Consider the following 17,092-nt stretch of genomic DNA (forward strand, 5'->3'; position numbering starts at 1 on the left):
ATAGTTTTATTTTTTGCCCTGATGAATGAAGTCAGGGCTTTTTTACCGGCAGATTTCCACTTTTCGCCGGTTTTTTTCTTCCGGCGGCAAAAAAACAATTTTTATGTAGCGTAACAAATTTAAATTTGCAGAGAAATCAGACGGAAACTATTAACAATTACCTAAATGAAACGATTATTACTATTATTTATGCTCATCGCTTTGATGCAGGAAACAAAGGCGCAGTTCGGCCTGGGTGGCGGGGGACAAAAAGTGACGATAACAGGGCGGATAACGGCTTTAATTGCCGACTCTGCTACAAGAACCCCAATTGATTATGCTACCGTATCCCTTATCCGCGTAAAAGACAATAAATCTGTAAACGGGGCGGTTACCGACGCAAAAGGAAAAGTGGTGCTGCAGAATGTTGCCCCGGATCAATATAAACTGTCCATTGGCTTTATGGGCTACAGAAACAAAACAGTGCTATTAAAAACAAGCCAGGAAAAGCCCGATCTGAATGCTGGAACGATCTATATCTCAGGTACACAGAGTGATCTCAAAGAGGTGGCCATTGTAGGTAAAACGCCGATGATAGAGACTAAGATCGATAAAGTGGTTTACAATGCGGAACAGGACGTGACCACTGCCGGAGGAAATGCAAGTGATGTGATGCGTAAGGTGCCGATGGTTTCTGTGGATATTGATGGTAACCCTACGCTGCGGGGAAGTGCAGTACGGGTGCTGATCAACGGTAAACCGTCAGGAACCATGTCTAACAGTGTGTCTGACGCGCTGAAAATGATCCCCGCCGAGGAGATCAAAAGTATCGAGGTCATCACCAGCCCATCCGCAAAGTATGATGCAGAGGGTGCCGGCGGTATCATCAATATCATCACGAAAAAGAAAACCGCACAAGGTATCAACGGAAATGCAGCGCTCTCCGCAGGCACACGTCAGAATAACGGCAATTTCAGTTTAAATGCAAAAAACGGCCGTTTAGGGATCAGCAGTAATTTCGGAGGGCAATATGCTATACCTCAGGATACAAAGGTTGTCCTGCTGAACGATAACTATACAAGCAATACTTCCCTGCTGCAGGACGGCTACACAAGGGCCAAGAGATATGGATATAATGGAAGTATAGGCCTGGATTATGATATCAACGGATACAATAGTCTTTCTACCAACATCAAGTACAATGACTTCAGCACAGGCTCAGACGGTAGTGTAGGTGTAATTAACCGCATAAGGGATTCTACGTCATATTACAGCCGTTTGTCTGACAATAATGTAAGCTTTAAAAACCTGGACTGGAGTGCAGATTACAGAAGAACTTCTAAAAAGGAAGGAGAGGAATTCAGTATTTCCGGACAGGCAAGTTTTGGTAGAAATACAACAGACTTCAGTACCTATAACGCATTCCCTGATGGTGTAAATACCCTGCCGGTTAACGGTGATAATACAGGTAAAAACAATGAATACACTTTGCAGACAGATTATACTTATCCGTTTAATAAAAGCGTAATTCTTGAAACCGGGCTGAAAGGGATCTTCAGGACGATCAAAAGTACATACCAGAGCAGTGATCAGGATTTTGACTATAACCAGGATGTAGGTGCCGCCTATGGTGTACTGAGCTTTAAACTTGCCAAAACCATCGACGTGAAAGGCGGTCTGCGTGCAGAATATACTGACATCAGCGGGGTTTCCGGTTCGGATCTGAATTTCAATAACGATTATTTTAACCTGTTTCCAAGTGCAATCATTTCTAAAAAGATGAAGGGCAACTCTACTTTAAAGCTGAGTTACAACAGGCGTATGCAAAGGCCAAGCCTGAACTTCCTGAATCCTTTCCTGAACCGGACCGATCCGCAGAACCAGTCACAGGGAAATCCCGGTCTGAGTCCTGAGTTAACCGATCTTGTTGAACTGGGATATTCTACCTTTATCAAGGGTTCAGTAATCAACGCTTCCATATTCTACCGCTCTACAATGGATGTGATCGAAAGCATCTACCTGCCGGATCAGAAACTCACCACTTATTCTAATGTGGGTAACAATAAGTCCTACGGTGCCAATGTGTTCGGTTCCTATAATCCCCTGCCGAAATGGACCCTCATGGGTAACTTTAGTGTAAGCACCTATAATGTGAAGAATGCCCAGACGGGCGCCAGCACGGGGAACTATGCAAACTATAGCATTTTCGCCCGTTCAGCTATCGCCTTTAAAGGCGGATGGAACACCGAAATCTTTGGCGTATACAACGGTACAAGGAGAACATTCCAGGGTACTGCAGGCGCAATGGCTTTTTACGGTGGTGCGTTCAAGAAGGATATCATGAAGAAAACGGCCACAGTAGGGATCAACGTCCTGAATCCGTTCAACAGGGACCTGCACATCCGTACCGAGAATTCAGGCACTACCTTTTTGCAGACTACGAATATCTATTATCCCCTACGCTCCTTTGGCGTAAACTTCAGCTATAAGTTCGGAAAAGTTACCTTCTCCCAGCCTAAAAAGAAGAAAGGCGTCAACAATGACGACCTGAAACAGGATGAAGGATCCGGTGGTATGGGTGGGGGTGTGCAGCCGAAGCAGTAGGATTGCTTAGGGGGCTTGTTTTGGTTCTAAGAATCATCTGAAATAAAAAATAAGGCCTGCTGTATCAAGGCTGTATAGCGCTGAAGGGCGCTAGAAGGCCTTGATACAGCAGGCCTTATTTTTTAAAGATTTTCCGGGGAATCTTCTAAACAAGTGTCAAAGGCATCCTCTCAAGCCATGTCCCTTTTTTTAGCGAAACAAGATAATCTACTTCTTCTTTACGTGTTTCAGGATCATCCAGCTCAGCGGATTGATAGAATACCCACTGATATTATTCTGCAGCATTGTCACCGACTGATCGTACAGGATCGGTACTACGGAGGCATTTTCGATGACCATGTTGTCCATGCGCCGGTTCAGCACATAACGCTTTTTTGCGTCGGTCTCATAATAGCTTTCTACAAATAACTGATCAAAGTCCTTATTGAAATATCCGGTGTAATTCGGCCCGAAGGGAACTTTGTTCTTCGAATAAAATACAGAAAGATAGTTCTCTGCATCAGGGTAATCTGCTATCCATGAACCTCTGAAAAAGTTAACCTCATTTTTTGCCATTAGTTCGCGCAGGCTGGCACTTGGCCTCACATCTACTTTCACTTTCATCCCCAGGGCATTGAGCTCACCCTGGATAAATTCGATCAGGTCTTTGTAAGAGGTAGAGGTGGTCAGTGTCACTTCGGGCATTTCCCTTCCATTCGGATAACCGGCTTCCGCAAGTAGTCGCGCTGCTTTTACCGGGTCGTAATGATAACCCTTTACCAGCGTGCTGTCAAACCCGGGCATACCGCTGGGTACAAATCCTGAGGTGGCCGGAATACCAATGCCGTTTCTCAGGTATTTAACCAGCTTTGCTTTATCGATGCCATAGTTAATTGCCTGCCTTACTTTTTTGAACCTCAGCGGAGATTCCCTCACCATCGATTTGGAGGTGTCTACCAGTATGCCAACGTACTCTGTACTCAGATAGGGTGCCTTGATCAGCTGGAACTTGCCTTTATACTTGCTGGTCATGTTGCCGCTTTTGGTTAGAATATCGTCCCTGTAGCTGCCGTCAACGCTGTTGAAGTAATCCAGGTCCTGTTTAATGAAATTCATAAAGGCACTTTGTTTGTCGCTGATGAAAGTAACTTTTACGGCATCCAGGTAAGGCAGTCTGACGTTGCCTTCTTTTTCCCAGTAGTGCTCATTCTTCAGCAGTACCAGGATCTCATCTTCTTTCCAGTATTTAAACCGGAAGGGGCCGGTGCCTACCGGATGGCTTCTGAAATCCTTTCCGTAATGTTCTACTACTTCCCGCGGAACCACCATACAGTACTGTGTGCAGAGCAGGTTAAGGAAAGCAGGGAAGGGCTTGGTCAGATTGATTTTGAAAGTGGTGTCATTCAGTGCCACGAAATTGTGAATGTCTTTTACTTTATCACTGAATATCCAGCCTCCTGAAGAGCCTACCTTGGGATCGATCAGTCTGTTAAAGCTGTATACAAAGTCGGACGCTACTACTTTCCGCCCTTTTCCGTTTTTAAAAAGCGGATCATCCTGAAAGGAGATATCATTGCGGAGGTGAAAGGTATAACTCAGGCCGTCAGGAGAAACTTCCCATGACTTCGCTATAGCGGGGACGGTATTCAGTGCACTATCTATCTGTACCAACCCGTTGAAGATCTGGTTGATCATCCATATCGCGTACTGGTTGCGGGCAAAGGCGGGGTCCATTGAGGTCAGGTTCTGATCAAGGTTGAGGTTAAACACCTTTTTGCCGTTGTCCTCTGCTGATGGGCTGCAGCTGCATAGCGCAATTACACACAAAGCGTAAAAAATATTTTTTATAATTCGGGGCATCAGTTCAGGAATACTATTTTTGCACAAAGTAATAAATTAATCCTATGTCTTTTTTAAATGCAGTTATAAATAATGTTGAAGATGAAACGCTGCGTGAGATCCTGCAGGAGCGCGTAGATATCATTCTGCATAAGATTAAATTTATGGACAAAGTGCCGGTATGCTGTCTGGATAATGAGAATATAAATAATCCGGTTTTAAATATGCTGATAGAGGCGGCAGGCGGCGAGATTCAAACTGATCCTATGCAGGCGAAGGTGTTGATCTACCATGAAACACAGCTCAGTATCATGGACCTGATGGGTGCTGTACCTGCCTTGCTGGAGGATGAATGGCCAGCGGTAGAATACAACAGGGTTTACCTGATGGAGGATGCTTCTGCTTTTCTGAGCGATCCCGAATCTTTTGTGTCTTCGATGGAAGACATGGCAGAAATACTGTATCCCGGTTACTTTGTATTTGGAAATGAAGGAAAGACCTGGACGGGATTTGGTGTTTAAAAGGCTATAAATTTATCCAGCTGTTCCCCGGTAAATTTCAGGGTATCCTCTTTAAAGAAAGCGTTGTGTTCGTCGAGCTCTGTTTTAATTGCGGGAATGTGTAAACGCAGGGGCAATACGTTCATATGGAGATACCCGCAAACCCCAACAAAATGATCTATACCCCTGATATTGCCATACTTACCTCCGGATATCCCTACCAGGCAGGCTTTCTTATCATAAAAACTTCCGGGAAAATCACAGGCGTCAATAAAAGCTTTCAAAACACCCGGAAAACTACCGTTGTACTCAGGAATGATAAAAATGAATTTTGCTGAACGTTCCATCATGCCGAGGATTTTCGCAAAGGCTTCCGATCTTTTTCCAAACATATCGGTTTGAATAAAATTTTCCGGAAGGTCCATCAGATTCAATAGGTTAGCCTCCTGTCCTTTTTCAGCAAGTGCATCCTGATAATATTTTGCGACTTTGAGCGTATTGCTTCCAGGTCGGTTTGTTCCGGAAATGATGGTAACCATGTGATATTGTTAATAAGATGTTTAAAACACTTATGTGTTTAACACTAATATTGTCATTTAGTTTGTATCTTAGCTAATTGTTAAAAAGCGCCTAAATATAGGAAAAAATAGCGTTTTTGTACATAAGGAAATCTAATTCACAAGTTCTCAGGGAAATAATTGGTAATTATCAAAAAAATAAATGAGTAAAATTATTGCATTGGCAAATCAGAAAGGTGGTGTAGGTAAAACAACTTCATCTATAAATTTAGCCGCCAGCCTGGCCGTATTAGAATACAGAACCCTGTTAGTAGATGCAGATCCTCAGGCCAATTCTACCTCAGGAATTGGATTTGATCCAAGGAGTATCAAGAATAGTATTTATGAATGTATCATCAACGATGTTGAGCCTTCAGAAGCAATCCAGAAGACGGAAACCCCTAACCTGGACCTTTTGCCCGCCCATATCGACCTCGTAGGTGCCGAAATTGAGATGATCAACCTGACAAACAGGGAATATAAAATGAAAGCTGTTCTGGAGAAGATCAAAGACCAGTATGATTTTATCATTATTGACTGTTCCCCGTCACTGGGCCTGATCACCATCAATGCGCTGACAGCGGCAGACTCTGTGATTATTCCGGTACAGTGTGAATACTTTGCATTGGAAGGTTTAGGCAAACTGCTGAACACCATAAAGATTGTACAGAACAGGTTAAATCCTGAGCTGGAGATCGAAGGGATTTTACTTACGATGTACGATGTACGTTTACGTTTATCTAACCAGGTTGTAGAAGAAGTAAGAACGCATTTTCAGGACCTTGTATTTGATACGATTATACAGCGGAATACACGTTTGAGCGAAGCACCCAGTTATGGCGTGTCTGTGATCATGCATGATGCCAATTGTAAGGGTGCAATTAATTATCTGAATCTTGCCCGGGAGATCGTCCGTAAAAACGGATTGGTTAAAGAAACCCAGGGTGTGACTTCAGCAACTACTATTTAAATATAATTTAATGACATCTTTTCAGCGAAAAACAGGTTTAGGCAGGGGGTTAAGTGCGCTTTTGGATGACTCTGATTCGGTACATCCGCCTAAAAATGCGATGAACCCGGTCAGTGAAACTGAACAGAGGGCTCAGCCAAATCATATAGGCACGATAAAGATCAGTGATATTGCCACCAATCCCTATCAGCCAAGAACGGAATTTGACCAGGTAGCCTTAAATGAGCTGGCTGACTCCATCCGGATTCAGGGTTTAATCCAGCCAATTACCGTACGCGGTGCCGATGGAGGAAAATACCAGCTGATTTCAGGTGAGCGGCGGTTAAGAGCGTCTAAATTAGCAGGGCTGACCGAAATTCCGGCTTATGTCCGCCAGGCAAATGACCAGCAGATGCTGGAAATGGCACTGATTGAAAATATTCAGCGTGAAAATCTGAACGCAATAGAAGTAGCTTTAAGTTTTCAGCGAATGCTGGAAGAATGCAACCTCAAGCAGGAACAACTCAGCGAACGCGTAGGGAAAAACCGTTCTACGGTGACCAACTACCTGCGCCTGCTCAAATTACCTCCTGCAATACAGATCTCCATCAGGGACCAGAAAATATCTATGGGCCATGCGCGTGCGCTGATCAATGTGGAAGAACCTGCAAAACAGCTGTTCATCCACCAGGAGATCATTGACAAAGGCCTTTCCGTACGTAAGGTGGAAGAGCTGGTGAGAAGCATCAACAGCCTTCAGATCAAACCAAAGGCAACCAAACAGCCGGTGGGTGTTTCCTTCGAGTACCAGAAGCTGCAAAGGGACCTGGCCTCAAGGTTTGCCACCAAGGTGAAACTAAAGGTGGGAGAAAATGGCAAAGGTGCTATTGAGATCCCTTTTGTTTCTGACGATGACCTCAGCAGAATATTAGAATTATTAGACTGGTAATGTCAAAAATCTTATTATTATCGGTTCTGTTGTGCTGCACCGCAATTGTAGTTAGGGGGCAGGACCACTTTACTGTAAAAGGCGACAGTCTTGCACGTACTCCTGAAAGATCTGATACCGCAAAGTATGTGAACCTGGGTAAGATCGCAGCCAGAAAGGCAGCGATCCGCTCTGCCATGATCCCGGGATGGGGACAGTTCGGCAATGGACTGACCATTTACCGCGGGGTTAAAATAGCGGCCATTTATACCGGTGGAACATTATTGGCTTTATCCTATATACAAAACAACCGGGACTATCACACCTTCCTGAAGGAAATTCAATACAGGAAAGCCAACAATGACCAGTCTCCCCCGGGCAGCCCGCTGGCAAGGTACACACAAACTTCAGGACTGATTACGGCCAAAGATATCTACCGGAGAAACAGGGAGGTGGTTATGTTTTCATTTGTAGCTTTGTATGCGGTAAACATCATCGAAGCTTATGTAGACGCCCGCCTGAAGTATTTTGATGTTGGCGACAATCTAACGATGAAACTTTCTCCTACAATCATCAGTTCAGATATGAGATACGGGTATAACGCCTCTGCTCCGGGATTAAAGATTGCCTTCAGGCTATAAACACAGTATGTAACTAACCACAACATCCATATTTAAAATAAAAAAGAAATGAATATAGCTTTAATCGGTTACGGTAAAATGGGTCAGATTATTGAGCGTTTTGCGCTAGAGAGAGGACATGAGGTGGTCCTGAAGATCAGCGCAGGCAACCTGGATGAACTTACCGTTTCAAACTTAAGAAAAGCAGACGTAGCTATAGACTTTAGTACTCCTGATACTGCCATTAAAAATATTTATACCTGCTTTGATGCCAATATCCCATTGGTGGTTGGTACTACGGGCTGGTACGGGCAGCTGCAGGAAATAAAAAACGAATGCCTGAGCCGTAACACTTCATTGTTATACGGGTCGAACTTTAGTATAGGGGTAAACCTGTTTTTCCATATCAATGAAGTGCTCGCGAAAATCATGAATGATTACCCGGCTTATGATGTTCAGGTGGAAGAAATACACCATACGCAAAAGCTCGACGCACCAAGTGGTACGGCAATGACGATTGCCGAAGCGATTATCGATAACCTTGACCGCAAAACGGAATGGGTGAACGAACTGGAAGGCCAAACTGAAATTGAGGTGGTAAAGCAGGACCAGGTGCTGATCGCTTCACAAAGAATTGAGAATATCCCTGGGACGCATACCGTGCTGTATAGCTCTGAAGTGGACGAGATAGAGATCAAACATACCGCCCACAGCCGTGCGGGTTTTGCACTGGGGGCAGTGGTTGCTGCAGAATGGTTAAAAAACAAACAGGGATTTTATAATATATCTGATATATTTAATTTTAAATAACAAAAAATATGAATTGGAAGTTCTGGCAAAAGAGGAATGATACTGCGCCAAAAAAGAAAAAAACTAAAGGTAAAGAATGGTTCGATGCTATCATCTTCGCTGTAATTGCCGCAACTGTTATCCGCGTGTTTTTTATAGAAGCGTATACGATTCCGACAGGATCAATGGAAAAATCCCTGCTGATCGGTGATTTCCTGTTTGTAAGTAAGGTGAACTATGGTGCCAGGATCCCGATGACACCGGTAGCCTTTCCTTTTGCCCATCATACCATGCCGGTAACAGGTACAAAAGCATATTGGGACGGCGTACAATGGAAATACAGGAGATTACCCGGAATGCAGGACATCAAGAGAAATGATGTTGTGGTATTTAATTTTCCCGATGGTGATACCGTAGCCCTGGAAGCTCAGGACCGTGATTATTATGAAATGGTACGGTCGGTAGGACGCGAAGCGATCCGGAGCCAGTATACGATCGTCAGCAGGCCTGTAGATAAAAGGGAGAACTATATCAAACGCTGTATCGGTATCAGCGGAGATATCATGAGCATGTCTAACGGGCTGGTATCAGTAAACGGTAAGGCGGAGCCGATGAAAAGAACCGGGCAGATTGATTATACGGTTAAGTTTAAAACCAGTGATGTCAATTTTCAGCTTTTTGAAGACATGGGTTTTATCATTGAAAGGGACATCATGGCTATCTCACAGGATAGCTATAATTTCATCGGAACTCCTGATCAGATGGAGCAGGTGAGGAAACTGGATTTTGTGACTTCCGTTACTACGCGGACTGCTGCACCAGATGCTGCGGAACCTAGTGTATTCCCTCAGGACCCAAACAGGAAATGGAATGCGGATAACTGGGGGCCAATTCAGATCCCGAAGAAAGGCTGGACGGTTAAACTGGATAGTAATTCAATGCCATTGTACAAACGTGCTATTGAAGTATATGAAGGGAATAAACTGGAAAAATCGGGTAGTGGCTGGCTGATCAATGGCCTGAAAACAGATAGTTATACGTTCAAGATGAACTACTTCTGGATGATGGGTGACAACAGGCATAATTCCCTGGATTCGCGTTACTGGGGCTTTGTTCCCGAAGACCACGTGGTTGGTAAGGCTTTGTTTATCTGGATGAGTTATGATACCAACGGATCTTTCTTTAATAAGATCAGATGGAGCAGGATATTCAGAGGGATTCACTAGTTAAAGAGGTGCTATTTCAGTAACCTTATAGATCATCTGGCTTCGCTGAAAAAAGAGGGGTACTGGATCGGTGCTGCCTGCTGCTGAAGCGCAGCAGAGAAGGCACCGATCCAGTACCCCTCTTTTTTTGAGGGTATCCTGTAGCATGATGCATACCGGATTTCTTGCCTATCATCTGCTTTTGTTAATTATTGCGGGCCGCCCCAGTTGACCTGTCCGGTATATAAGCTGTTTGAAATGCTCTTATGGTCTTCTGAGATAAACGAAATGTAGGTTTCCAGCGTAAGCTTCTGAACAATGTGGGGCAAAGTTAAATAGGCATATCCCTGGCTTCGCGAAGGACCACTTCTTAAAAATATAGCTTTTTTGATTTCCGGGATATAAGCCATCAACATTACCAGGTCACTTGGTCTGGTACCATGCTCCCGGTTAGCTGTAGTATCCCATGTGAACATCAGTCCTTCTTCAATGTTAATGACCTCGGCATGTTCTACAACAGGCATGTCTCCAGCAGAAAATAATATCTTACTAAAATCGATTTGCAGATCCGGGAATTTTCCTGTGACAGCCTTTCTGGTTAACGATACAGCAAGATGGTAGGCACTTGTGCGCATAGCGTTTGCCTGTACAGCAAACCCCATTCTGATAAATTCCAGTACGGGTTTTAGAAAAACTGCTGTGATGGAAGTTTTTAACCAGGTTTCCTTTAAAGCATTGCTGGGATTATCAAAATTATAGCTGCCCACAGTACGGAGCCTTTGCTGCCCGCGTTTATCTACATAACCGATTACTTTACCTAATTTTCCGGAGAAGGGCCCCAATGGCCCATTTTTTTGTATTGCCATGATCTTGAGTTTAAAGTTTAAAATAAAATTAAGCAGTAAAAATCTATTACAGGCACAAAACCAGGCTGTTGTCGTCATTTGTCTGCAATTGCCGCTTCATATTACAGGCGTTCGATGAAAGCATATATCCGGCCTGTATTTTACCTGATTCAAACTTAATGCAGGCCTATCCAGCTGATAGATCGGGGATAGGTTTAGGATAGGGATAAGATAGGGATGTACCGGACATGCCCGGAACAGAACCTGAATGCAATGTAGCATTACCTAATTACCCAGTCTTTCGATTCCCAGTTTATCCGCAAGTTCGTTCAAATCGAGCAGCACAGGTTCTACCAGTGGAATACCTGATACCCTGCGCTCTTGTTCAAAGGCATATTCCGGTTCTCCGGGAATGATCACTTTTTTTGTAGGGTCAACCGTTTTGGCACTTTTAAAACGTTCGATCCAGTTGTCGAGGTGTTGTTTGAAGTCAGCCGTTGGACGGAACCCGTCTACGCGCATGGCGCCGAAGAAGTGGCCTATGCCTTCACCTACGGGATCGGAAGGAGGTTCGAGGAAAGCTACGAAGGGAGGCACCCAGGGGCCGTAATTTGCGCCTGAAAGTACTGCCGTAAGAATATCTACGGTGGCACTGAGCCCGTAGCCTTTGTGGCTGCCGTGGTCTTTATCACTGCCCAGCGGAAGTAATGAGCCGCCGGCTTTGAGTTCGTTAGGATCTGTAGAGGTCTTCCCGTTTTTATCCTGGGCCCAGCCTTCAGGTATCGGAAGATTGGCACGCTGTGCAATTTCCAGTTTACCGTTTGCTGCAGCTGCTGTAGCCATATCTACTACCACCGGAGGATATTTCCCTGCGGGAAAGGCATAACACATCGGGTTGGTACCCAATAACCGTTCATTGGCATAAGTAGGGGCTACCAGGGGACTGGCATTGGTCATACTGATGCCGATCATATCTTTTTCGACAGCCATCAGTGCATGATAACCGGCGATACCGAAATGATTGGAATTTTTTACTGCCACCCAGCCTGTACCATAGATTGCGGCTTTTTCTATAGCTACTTTCATTGCAAAGGGTGCCACCACAAGTCCCAGTCCGCCGTCTCCGTCTACCGTTGCCGTAGTAGGCGTTTCATGCACTACACGGACATTAGGAGTAGCGTTGATACGCTGTTTTTCCCATAGACGGATATAACCGCTTAATCTTGCAACGCCGTGAGAGTCGATGCCCCGGAGGTCGGAACTTAACAATACATCGGTAGCCAGATCTGCATCTGCCGGAGGACAGCCCATTTTTAAAAAGACATTTCTGGTAAAATTCCTGAGCCGTTCTTCGGTAAAAGTATGAGAGGTCATCTTGTGGGCTTATGCGTATATAACAGTGAATTTATAGTCGAGCGGTTTAAATGCAGTGAAGAGGCTTTCAATAAAATTATCTCCGTAGAGCACGTACATCGGGGCAATGTTAAGTACCCGTTCCTGCAGTACTCCATTAGGAAAGAGTTTCTGTTTAAGGTTATCGATCTGCTGTAGGGAAGTGGTGTGCTTACGTTTTTCGGCACGCAGCATTTTCTTTTCCAGGTTGGTCACGAGCCTCAGTGTCTTTACCTTGGCTGCTTCGGCTGAGAGGGATAGTCCTTTGTCTATCTTATAGGAATTGAGCTTGATCTGGTCAAAGACAGCCCTGATGGCCCGCTGTTCGTCGTCGAGGCTCAGTGAATCACCCACATGGGCTTTGATCCATTGGTTTTTCAGCTGTTCATCAGTGTCAAATAAACTGGTGGAACTGATCTCCAGGATATGCATTTTTCTTGCGCTTCTTTCATCAATTACCAGGGCAGAGTTCCTTAACAGTAAAACAGGGTAAGGCACGTTGTAGAAGCTGAAATTGGCTTTCAGCTGCAGCCAGTATGTTACTTCGGCGCCGCCGCCAATATAGGCAAGGTTAGGGAGAATTACTTCCTGGTATACGGGGCGCATCACTACATTGGGACTGAACCGTTCAGGATGTCTGCTGATCTCTTCCTGCAGAGATGCTGCCGTAAAGCTGATGGATGTATTGAGTACCTTATACAGGTTATCTTCTTCCACGATACGTTCACGCAGCTGATCATCCATATAAAAGAAATTGATCTCTCTGGGGTTCACCTGCGGTTTGTAGCCGGCCTTTTCCAGGGCTTCACTGCTTTCAGTGATTTGTTTAAAGCTGTTTTGTTCAGTAATGTCGCGGTAGATGATCGGGGCAAACTGCGCTTTCAAAGCGGCATCATCCGCATCAACACAGATCAGTCCTTTGGCGCCGAATAAGGCATCAACCAGTTCCCGTGTTGCGTTAGCCAGTGTTTGATTGGTGGTATAGGCCTTTTCTACCAGTGCAGCCAGTTTTTTTCCGTTTTCACTGATGCCAAGAAAGCCTTTGTAGGCAGCCAGTGCTTCGGTGATCGATGAGGTATCTATCCTTCCGGTGGCACCTGCCGCCTTTGTTTTCCAGCCAATCAGTTTATCTTCTACTTTGACGTGGTTGATTTCTTCGAAATCATGGTCTTCCGTGGCCATCCAGTAAACAGGTACAAAATTATATGCTGGAAACTGTTCTTTCAGGTCGGAGGCCAGTTTAATGGCAGTTACGATCTTATAGATGAAATAAAGAGGGCCGGTAAATATATTGAGCTGATGACCGGTAGTAATCGTAAACGTACGGTCATCAGCTAAGCGTTTAATGTTTTCTGCAACCAGGGCTGAGGGACTCAGTTGTGCATATTGTCTTTGAAGGGTATTTACCAGTAAATTGCGGTCGCCCGAAAACTTACGTTCTTCTACGGCCTTTTCAAAGCCCTGAAGGGTAGGGGAGTATTGATAAAAAGACTCCAGGTTATCCTTCCCGTCGATGTAATCCAATACAACGGAGGAGAAAGAATGTGTTTGTTGATAGGTGATGTACTTGGCCTGCATTGCCACGAAATTAAGCTAATAAACCACAAATTATCAAAAGCCAAAGTTATTTTACAATCTGTCCATATAGATCGAAGTCTTCAGCACGTTCGATAAGTACATTTACAAAACTGCCATTTGCGGCATAACCTGTACTGGCATCGATTAAAACTTCATTATCTACTTCAGGAGAGTCATATTCGGTACGTCCGACAAAGAAGTCGCCCTCTTTTCTGTCTACCAGAACTTTGTAGGTATTGCCTACTTTTTCCTGGTTGATATCAAAAGATATTCCCTGCTGTACTTCCATAATTGCATCTACACGTGCCTGTTTCACTTCATCAGGAACGTCATCAACCAGGTTATGCGCATGTGTTTTTTCTTCATGTGAATACGTGAAGCAACCCAGCCTGTCGAAACGGGTGTCTTCTACCCAGCGTAACATTTCTTCGAAATCTCTTTCCGTCTCACCGGGATAACCGCAGATCAGCGTAGTACGCATGGCGATGTTCGGAACCTTATCCCTGATCTGGTTGACGATATCTATAGTTTTCTGTTTCGTGATCCCGCGGCGCATTGATTTCAGCATATTGTCTGTAATGTGCTGCAAAGGCATATCCAGATATTTACAAATGTTCTCGCGTTCATTCATTGCATCCAGGATCTCCATCGGGAATCCTGAAGGGTACGCATATTGCAAACGGATCCATTCGATGCCGCTGATGTCCGATAAACGTCTCAGTAACTCGTCAAGGTTACGTTTGCCGTATATATCCAGTCCGTAATAGGTAAGGTCCTGTGCAATCAGGATCAGTTCTTTTGTGCCATTGGCAGCCAATATTTTTGCTTCGTGAACCAATGCTTCCATCTCTGTGGAAACGTGTTTTCCGCGCATTAACGGAATTGCACAGAAAGAGCAGGGACGGTTACAGCCTTCGGCAATTTTAAAATAGGCAAAATGCGAGGGAGTGGTCAGCAACCGCTCTCCAATTAATTCGTGTTTGTAATTTGCCCCAAGGGAATGAAGGATATTCTGCAGGTCATTCGTGCCAAAAAAGGCATCTACGTTTGTGATCTCCGATTCCAGTTCCGGTTTATACCGTTCTGAAAGACAACCGGTAACGATCACCTTGCTGACCTTGCCCTCATCTTTCAGCTGGCTGTATTGAAGAATGGTATCTATAGATTCCTGTTTTGCATTATCTATAAAACCACAGGTATTGATCACAATGATATCGTCTTTATTAATCTCATTCGCCTCATGAACCACATTCAGGCTATTTCCTCTTAATTGCCCCATCAATACCTCCGAATCATAGATATTTTTCGAGCAGCCCAATGTAATGACATTGATCTTAGGTTTTTTAACGGGGATAATTCTGGAAGCAGTTTTTGTGTTCATTGTATGTATATATTTTAGCTTGCTGTAAGAGGCTATTTAAAGAGTCCGTCTACAAAAGCTTTTTTATCAAATAATTGAAGGTCATTCACACCTTCACCAACCCCGATATATTTAACAGGGATTTTAAACTGATCGGAGATGCCGATCACTACACCACCTTTAGCGGTGCCATCAAGTTTCGTAATGGCCAGTGCATTTACATCCGTTGCTTCGGTGAACTGTTTACACTGTTCAAAGGCATTCTGTCCGGTAGAGCCATCAAGAACCAGTAAGATCTCGTGAGGTGCACCGGGAATTACTTTTTCCATGACCTTCTTGATCTTTCCAAGTTCATTCATCAGGCCGATCTTGTTGTGCAAACGGCCGGCGGTATCAATGATCACTACGTCTTCGCCATTGGCTACGGCCGACTGGATTGTGTCATATGCCACAGAAGCCGGGTCTGAGCCCATTGCCTGCGCTACTACGCGCACATCAACACGTTCGCCCCATAGTTTGATCTGTTCTACTGCAGCGGCCCTGAATGTATCGGCCGCCCCGAGTACAACCTTGAGCCCTTCGGCCTTCAGTTTATGTGCCAGCTTGCCGATGGTTGTAGTTTTACCTACGCCATTTACGCCAACCACCATGATCACATAGGGTTTGTGGTCCCCATACTCAAAACTGCGGAAATCATTACTGTTGTTTTCAGCCAGCAGGAGTTGGATTTCATCACGCAGCAGCAGGTTCAGCTCGGAGGTTGAAAGGTATTTATCCCTTGCCACCCTTTCCTGGATACGTTCTATGATTTTCAGTGTAGTGGTAACGCCCACATCAGAAGTGACCAGCACTTCTTCAAGATTGTCCAGCACATCGTCGTCCACTGTCGTTTTTCCGGCGACAGCCTTCGTGATCTTGCTAAGGAACCCTTCTTTAGTTTTCTCTAAACCCTTATTTAGTGCCTCCTGAGCTTCAGGAGCAGTTTCCTTTTTTTTAAAGAAATCAAATAATCCCATAGAAATATAGATGAAAACAAAAAAAGCCCTCCCATCAGAATGAAGGGACGGCTTTAATATGATTAAATATTAAAATTACTTGCTTGTTCCAGCAATAGCATCTTTAACGTGATCGTTGTGAACGATAACTTCTTTGAAAGAATAAGCACCACTTTTAGGTGATTTAGTCATCGTAACAACTTTTGAATATTCTTTACCTTTACCTGTTTTAAGGGTTGCAACTACTTTTTTTGCCATGATCTAAAAGATTGGAAATGGTTATTACTTAATTTCTTTATGAACCGTTACTTTTTTCAACACCGGATTGAATTTTTTCAATTCTAATCTCTCTGTAGTGTTTTTACGGTTTTTTGTAGAGATATATCTAGACATACCAGGCATGCCGCTAGTTTTATGCTCTGTACACTCTAGAATAACTTGTACTCTGTTACCTTTTTTTGCCATTTTTTTATTGTTTTAGTTGATTTCGCATCAACAATGTTTTTTACAAAAATCCTTTTTTAACGAAACGGTTGATCGCTTCAGTAATACCAATTTTATTGATGGTTTTGATAGCTGAAGTAGAAACTTTCAGTGTTATCCAACGGTCTTCATCAGGAATATAAAATTTCTGAAGTTGTAAGTTGGGATAAAACTTACGTTTAGTTTTAACGTTTGAGTGAGAAACATTAAAACCACTCATTGCCTTTTTTCCGGTTAAATCACAAACTCTAGACATGCCTTTAATATATATATTTAAATTGTTCTTCGCTTAATTTTTTAAGAGTGTGCAAATATCACAAAAATAATTGTAACAACCAATACTACATGCGATTATTTTTCAAAATAATACGGATGTGGCTGCATCTCCTTTGTAAAGGTACTTAAATTCCATGAAATACAGGCCCGGGATTATCCTGTGCCCCGCTTAATGGGAATGAATGAGGTAATATTTCCATTAATAATATTTTTA

General features: G+C 43.9%; 17 protein-coding genes. 7 read left to right on the forward strand and 10 right to left on the reverse strand.

The window, feature by feature from the left end; translation table 11 throughout:
• Positions 1-165: 165 nt before the first annotated feature.
• Entirely contained in the window at positions 166-2,583 is a 2,418-nt protein-coding gene (locus BLW16_RS10570) for a TonB-dependent receptor (protein ID WP_090556559.1), read from the forward strand.
• A 207-nt stretch (positions 2,584-2,790) separates the two neighbouring features.
• Here BLW16_RS10570 and BLW16_RS10575 read toward each other — a convergent pair whose 3' ends face one another.
• On the reverse strand, positions 2,791-4,422 hold the full coding sequence (locus BLW16_RS10575; RefSeq protein ID WP_090556560.1) for an ABC transporter substrate-binding protein: 1,632 nt from the start codon (positions 4,420-4,422) through the stop codon (positions 2,791-2,793).
• A gap of 44 nt (positions 4,423-4,466) precedes the next feature.
• On the opposite strand from BLW16_RS10575, the gene BLW16_RS10580 reads away from it, so the two are divergent.
• Positions 4,467-4,922 (forward strand): hypothetical protein, encoded by a 456-nt coding sequence (locus BLW16_RS10580; RefSeq protein WP_090556561.1) that lies wholly within the window; start codon positions 4,467-4,469, stop codon positions 4,920-4,922.
• Here the strand turns inward: BLW16_RS10580 and BLW16_RS10585 are convergent.
• The gene (locus BLW16_RS10585) at positions 4,919-5,440 is read right to left on the reverse strand and encodes an NADPH-dependent FMN reductase (RefSeq protein ID WP_090556562.1); all 522 of its coding nucleotides are present in this window, start codon (positions 5,438-5,440) and stop codon (positions 4,919-4,921) included. The two genes, BLW16_RS10580 and BLW16_RS10585, sit on opposite strands and share 4 nt — an antisense overlap.
• Positions 5,441-5,621: 181 nt before the next feature.
• Between BLW16_RS10585 and BLW16_RS10590 the strand changes: the two genes are divergently transcribed.
• The 5 genes from BLW16_RS10590 to lepB are packed head-to-tail and all read left to right on the forward strand — an operon-like array spanning position 5,622 to position 9,970.
• A complete protein-coding gene (locus BLW16_RS10590) occupies positions 5,622-6,428 on the forward strand; it encodes a ParA family protein (protein ID WP_090556563.1) in 807 nt (268 codons plus the stop codon).
• Positions 6,429-6,438: 10 nt separating this feature from the next.
• Positions 6,439-7,356 carry a ParB/RepB/Spo0J family partition protein gene (locus BLW16_RS10595; protein WP_090556564.1) on the forward strand — a complete coding sequence of 306 codons (918 nt, stop codon included), beginning with the start codon at positions 6,439-6,441 and terminating at the stop codon, positions 7,354-7,356.
• Positions 7,356-7,976 (forward strand): DUF5683 domain-containing protein, encoded by a 621-nt coding sequence (locus BLW16_RS10600; protein WP_090556565.1) that lies wholly within the window; start codon positions 7,356-7,358, stop codon positions 7,974-7,976. Before BLW16_RS10595 ends, BLW16_RS10600 begins: the two co-directional genes overlap by 1 nt.
• A 48-nt stretch (positions 7,977-8,024) precedes the next feature.
• A complete protein-coding gene (gene dapB, locus BLW16_RS10605; protein WP_090556566.1) occupies positions 8,025-8,765 on the forward strand; it encodes a 4-hydroxy-tetrahydrodipicolinate reductase in 741 nt (246 codons plus the stop codon).
• A gap of 8 nt (positions 8,766-8,773) precedes the next feature.
• On the forward strand, positions 8,774-9,970 hold the full coding sequence (lepB, locus tag BLW16_RS10610; RefSeq protein ID WP_090556567.1) for a signal peptidase I: 1,197 nt from the start codon (positions 8,774-8,776) through the stop codon (positions 9,968-9,970).
• A 188-nt stretch (positions 9,971-10,158) separates the two neighbouring features.
• Here the strand turns inward: lepB and BLW16_RS10615 are convergent, their stop codons facing one another.
• The 8 genes from BLW16_RS10615 to rpmB form a co-directional block, all read right to left on the reverse strand.
• Positions 10,159-10,815: a DUF6266 family protein gene (locus BLW16_RS10615; RefSeq protein WP_139298306.1), complete on the reverse strand. Its 657-nt coding sequence runs from the start codon at positions 10,813-10,815 to the stop codon at positions 10,159-10,161.
• Between the two features lie 264 nt (positions 10,816-11,079).
• A complete protein-coding gene (locus BLW16_RS10620; RefSeq protein WP_090556569.1) occupies positions 11,080-12,168 on the reverse strand; it encodes an Ldh family oxidoreductase in 1,089 nt (362 codons plus the stop codon).
• A gap of 9 nt (positions 12,169-12,177) precedes the next feature.
• Entirely contained in the window at positions 12,178-13,764 is a 1,587-nt protein-coding gene (gene bshC / locus BLW16_RS10625; protein WP_090556570.1) for a bacillithiol biosynthesis cysteine-adding enzyme BshC, read from the reverse strand.
• 46 nt (positions 13,765-13,810) lie between these two features.
• Positions 13,811-15,145, reverse strand: a complete 1,335-nt coding sequence (gene rimO / locus BLW16_RS10630; protein ID WP_090556571.1) for a 30S ribosomal protein S12 methylthiotransferase RimO — start codon at positions 15,143-15,145, stop codon at positions 13,811-13,813.
• Between the two features lie 32 nt (positions 15,146-15,177).
• Positions 15,178-16,140, reverse strand: coding sequence for a signal recognition particle-docking protein FtsY (gene ftsY / locus BLW16_RS10635; RefSeq protein WP_090556572.1), 963 nt, complete (start codon positions 16,138-16,140; stop codon positions 15,178-15,180).
• Between the two features lie 75 nt (positions 16,141-16,215).
• Positions 16,216-16,377: a DUF4295 domain-containing protein gene (locus BLW16_RS10640; protein WP_090556573.1), complete on the reverse strand. Its 162-nt coding sequence runs from the start codon at positions 16,375-16,377 to the stop codon at positions 16,216-16,218.
• A gap of 24 nt (positions 16,378-16,401) precedes the next feature.
• Positions 16,402-16,584, reverse strand: coding sequence for a 50S ribosomal protein L33 (gene rpmG, locus BLW16_RS10645; RefSeq protein ID WP_008242799.1), 183 nt, complete (start codon positions 16,582-16,584; stop codon positions 16,402-16,404).
• A gap of 40 nt (positions 16,585-16,624) precedes the next feature.
• Complete coding sequence (rpmB, locus tag BLW16_RS10650; protein ID WP_037437638.1) at positions 16,625-16,858, reverse strand: 50S ribosomal protein L28; 234 nt, start codon at positions 16,856-16,858, stop codon at positions 16,625-16,627.
• Positions 16,859-17,092 lie beyond the last annotated feature (234 nt).

The organism is Pedobacter hartonius, from assembly GCF_900107535.1.
Lineage (GTDB): Bacteria > Bacteroidota > Bacteroidia > Sphingobacteriales > Sphingobacteriaceae > Pedobacter > Pedobacter hartonius.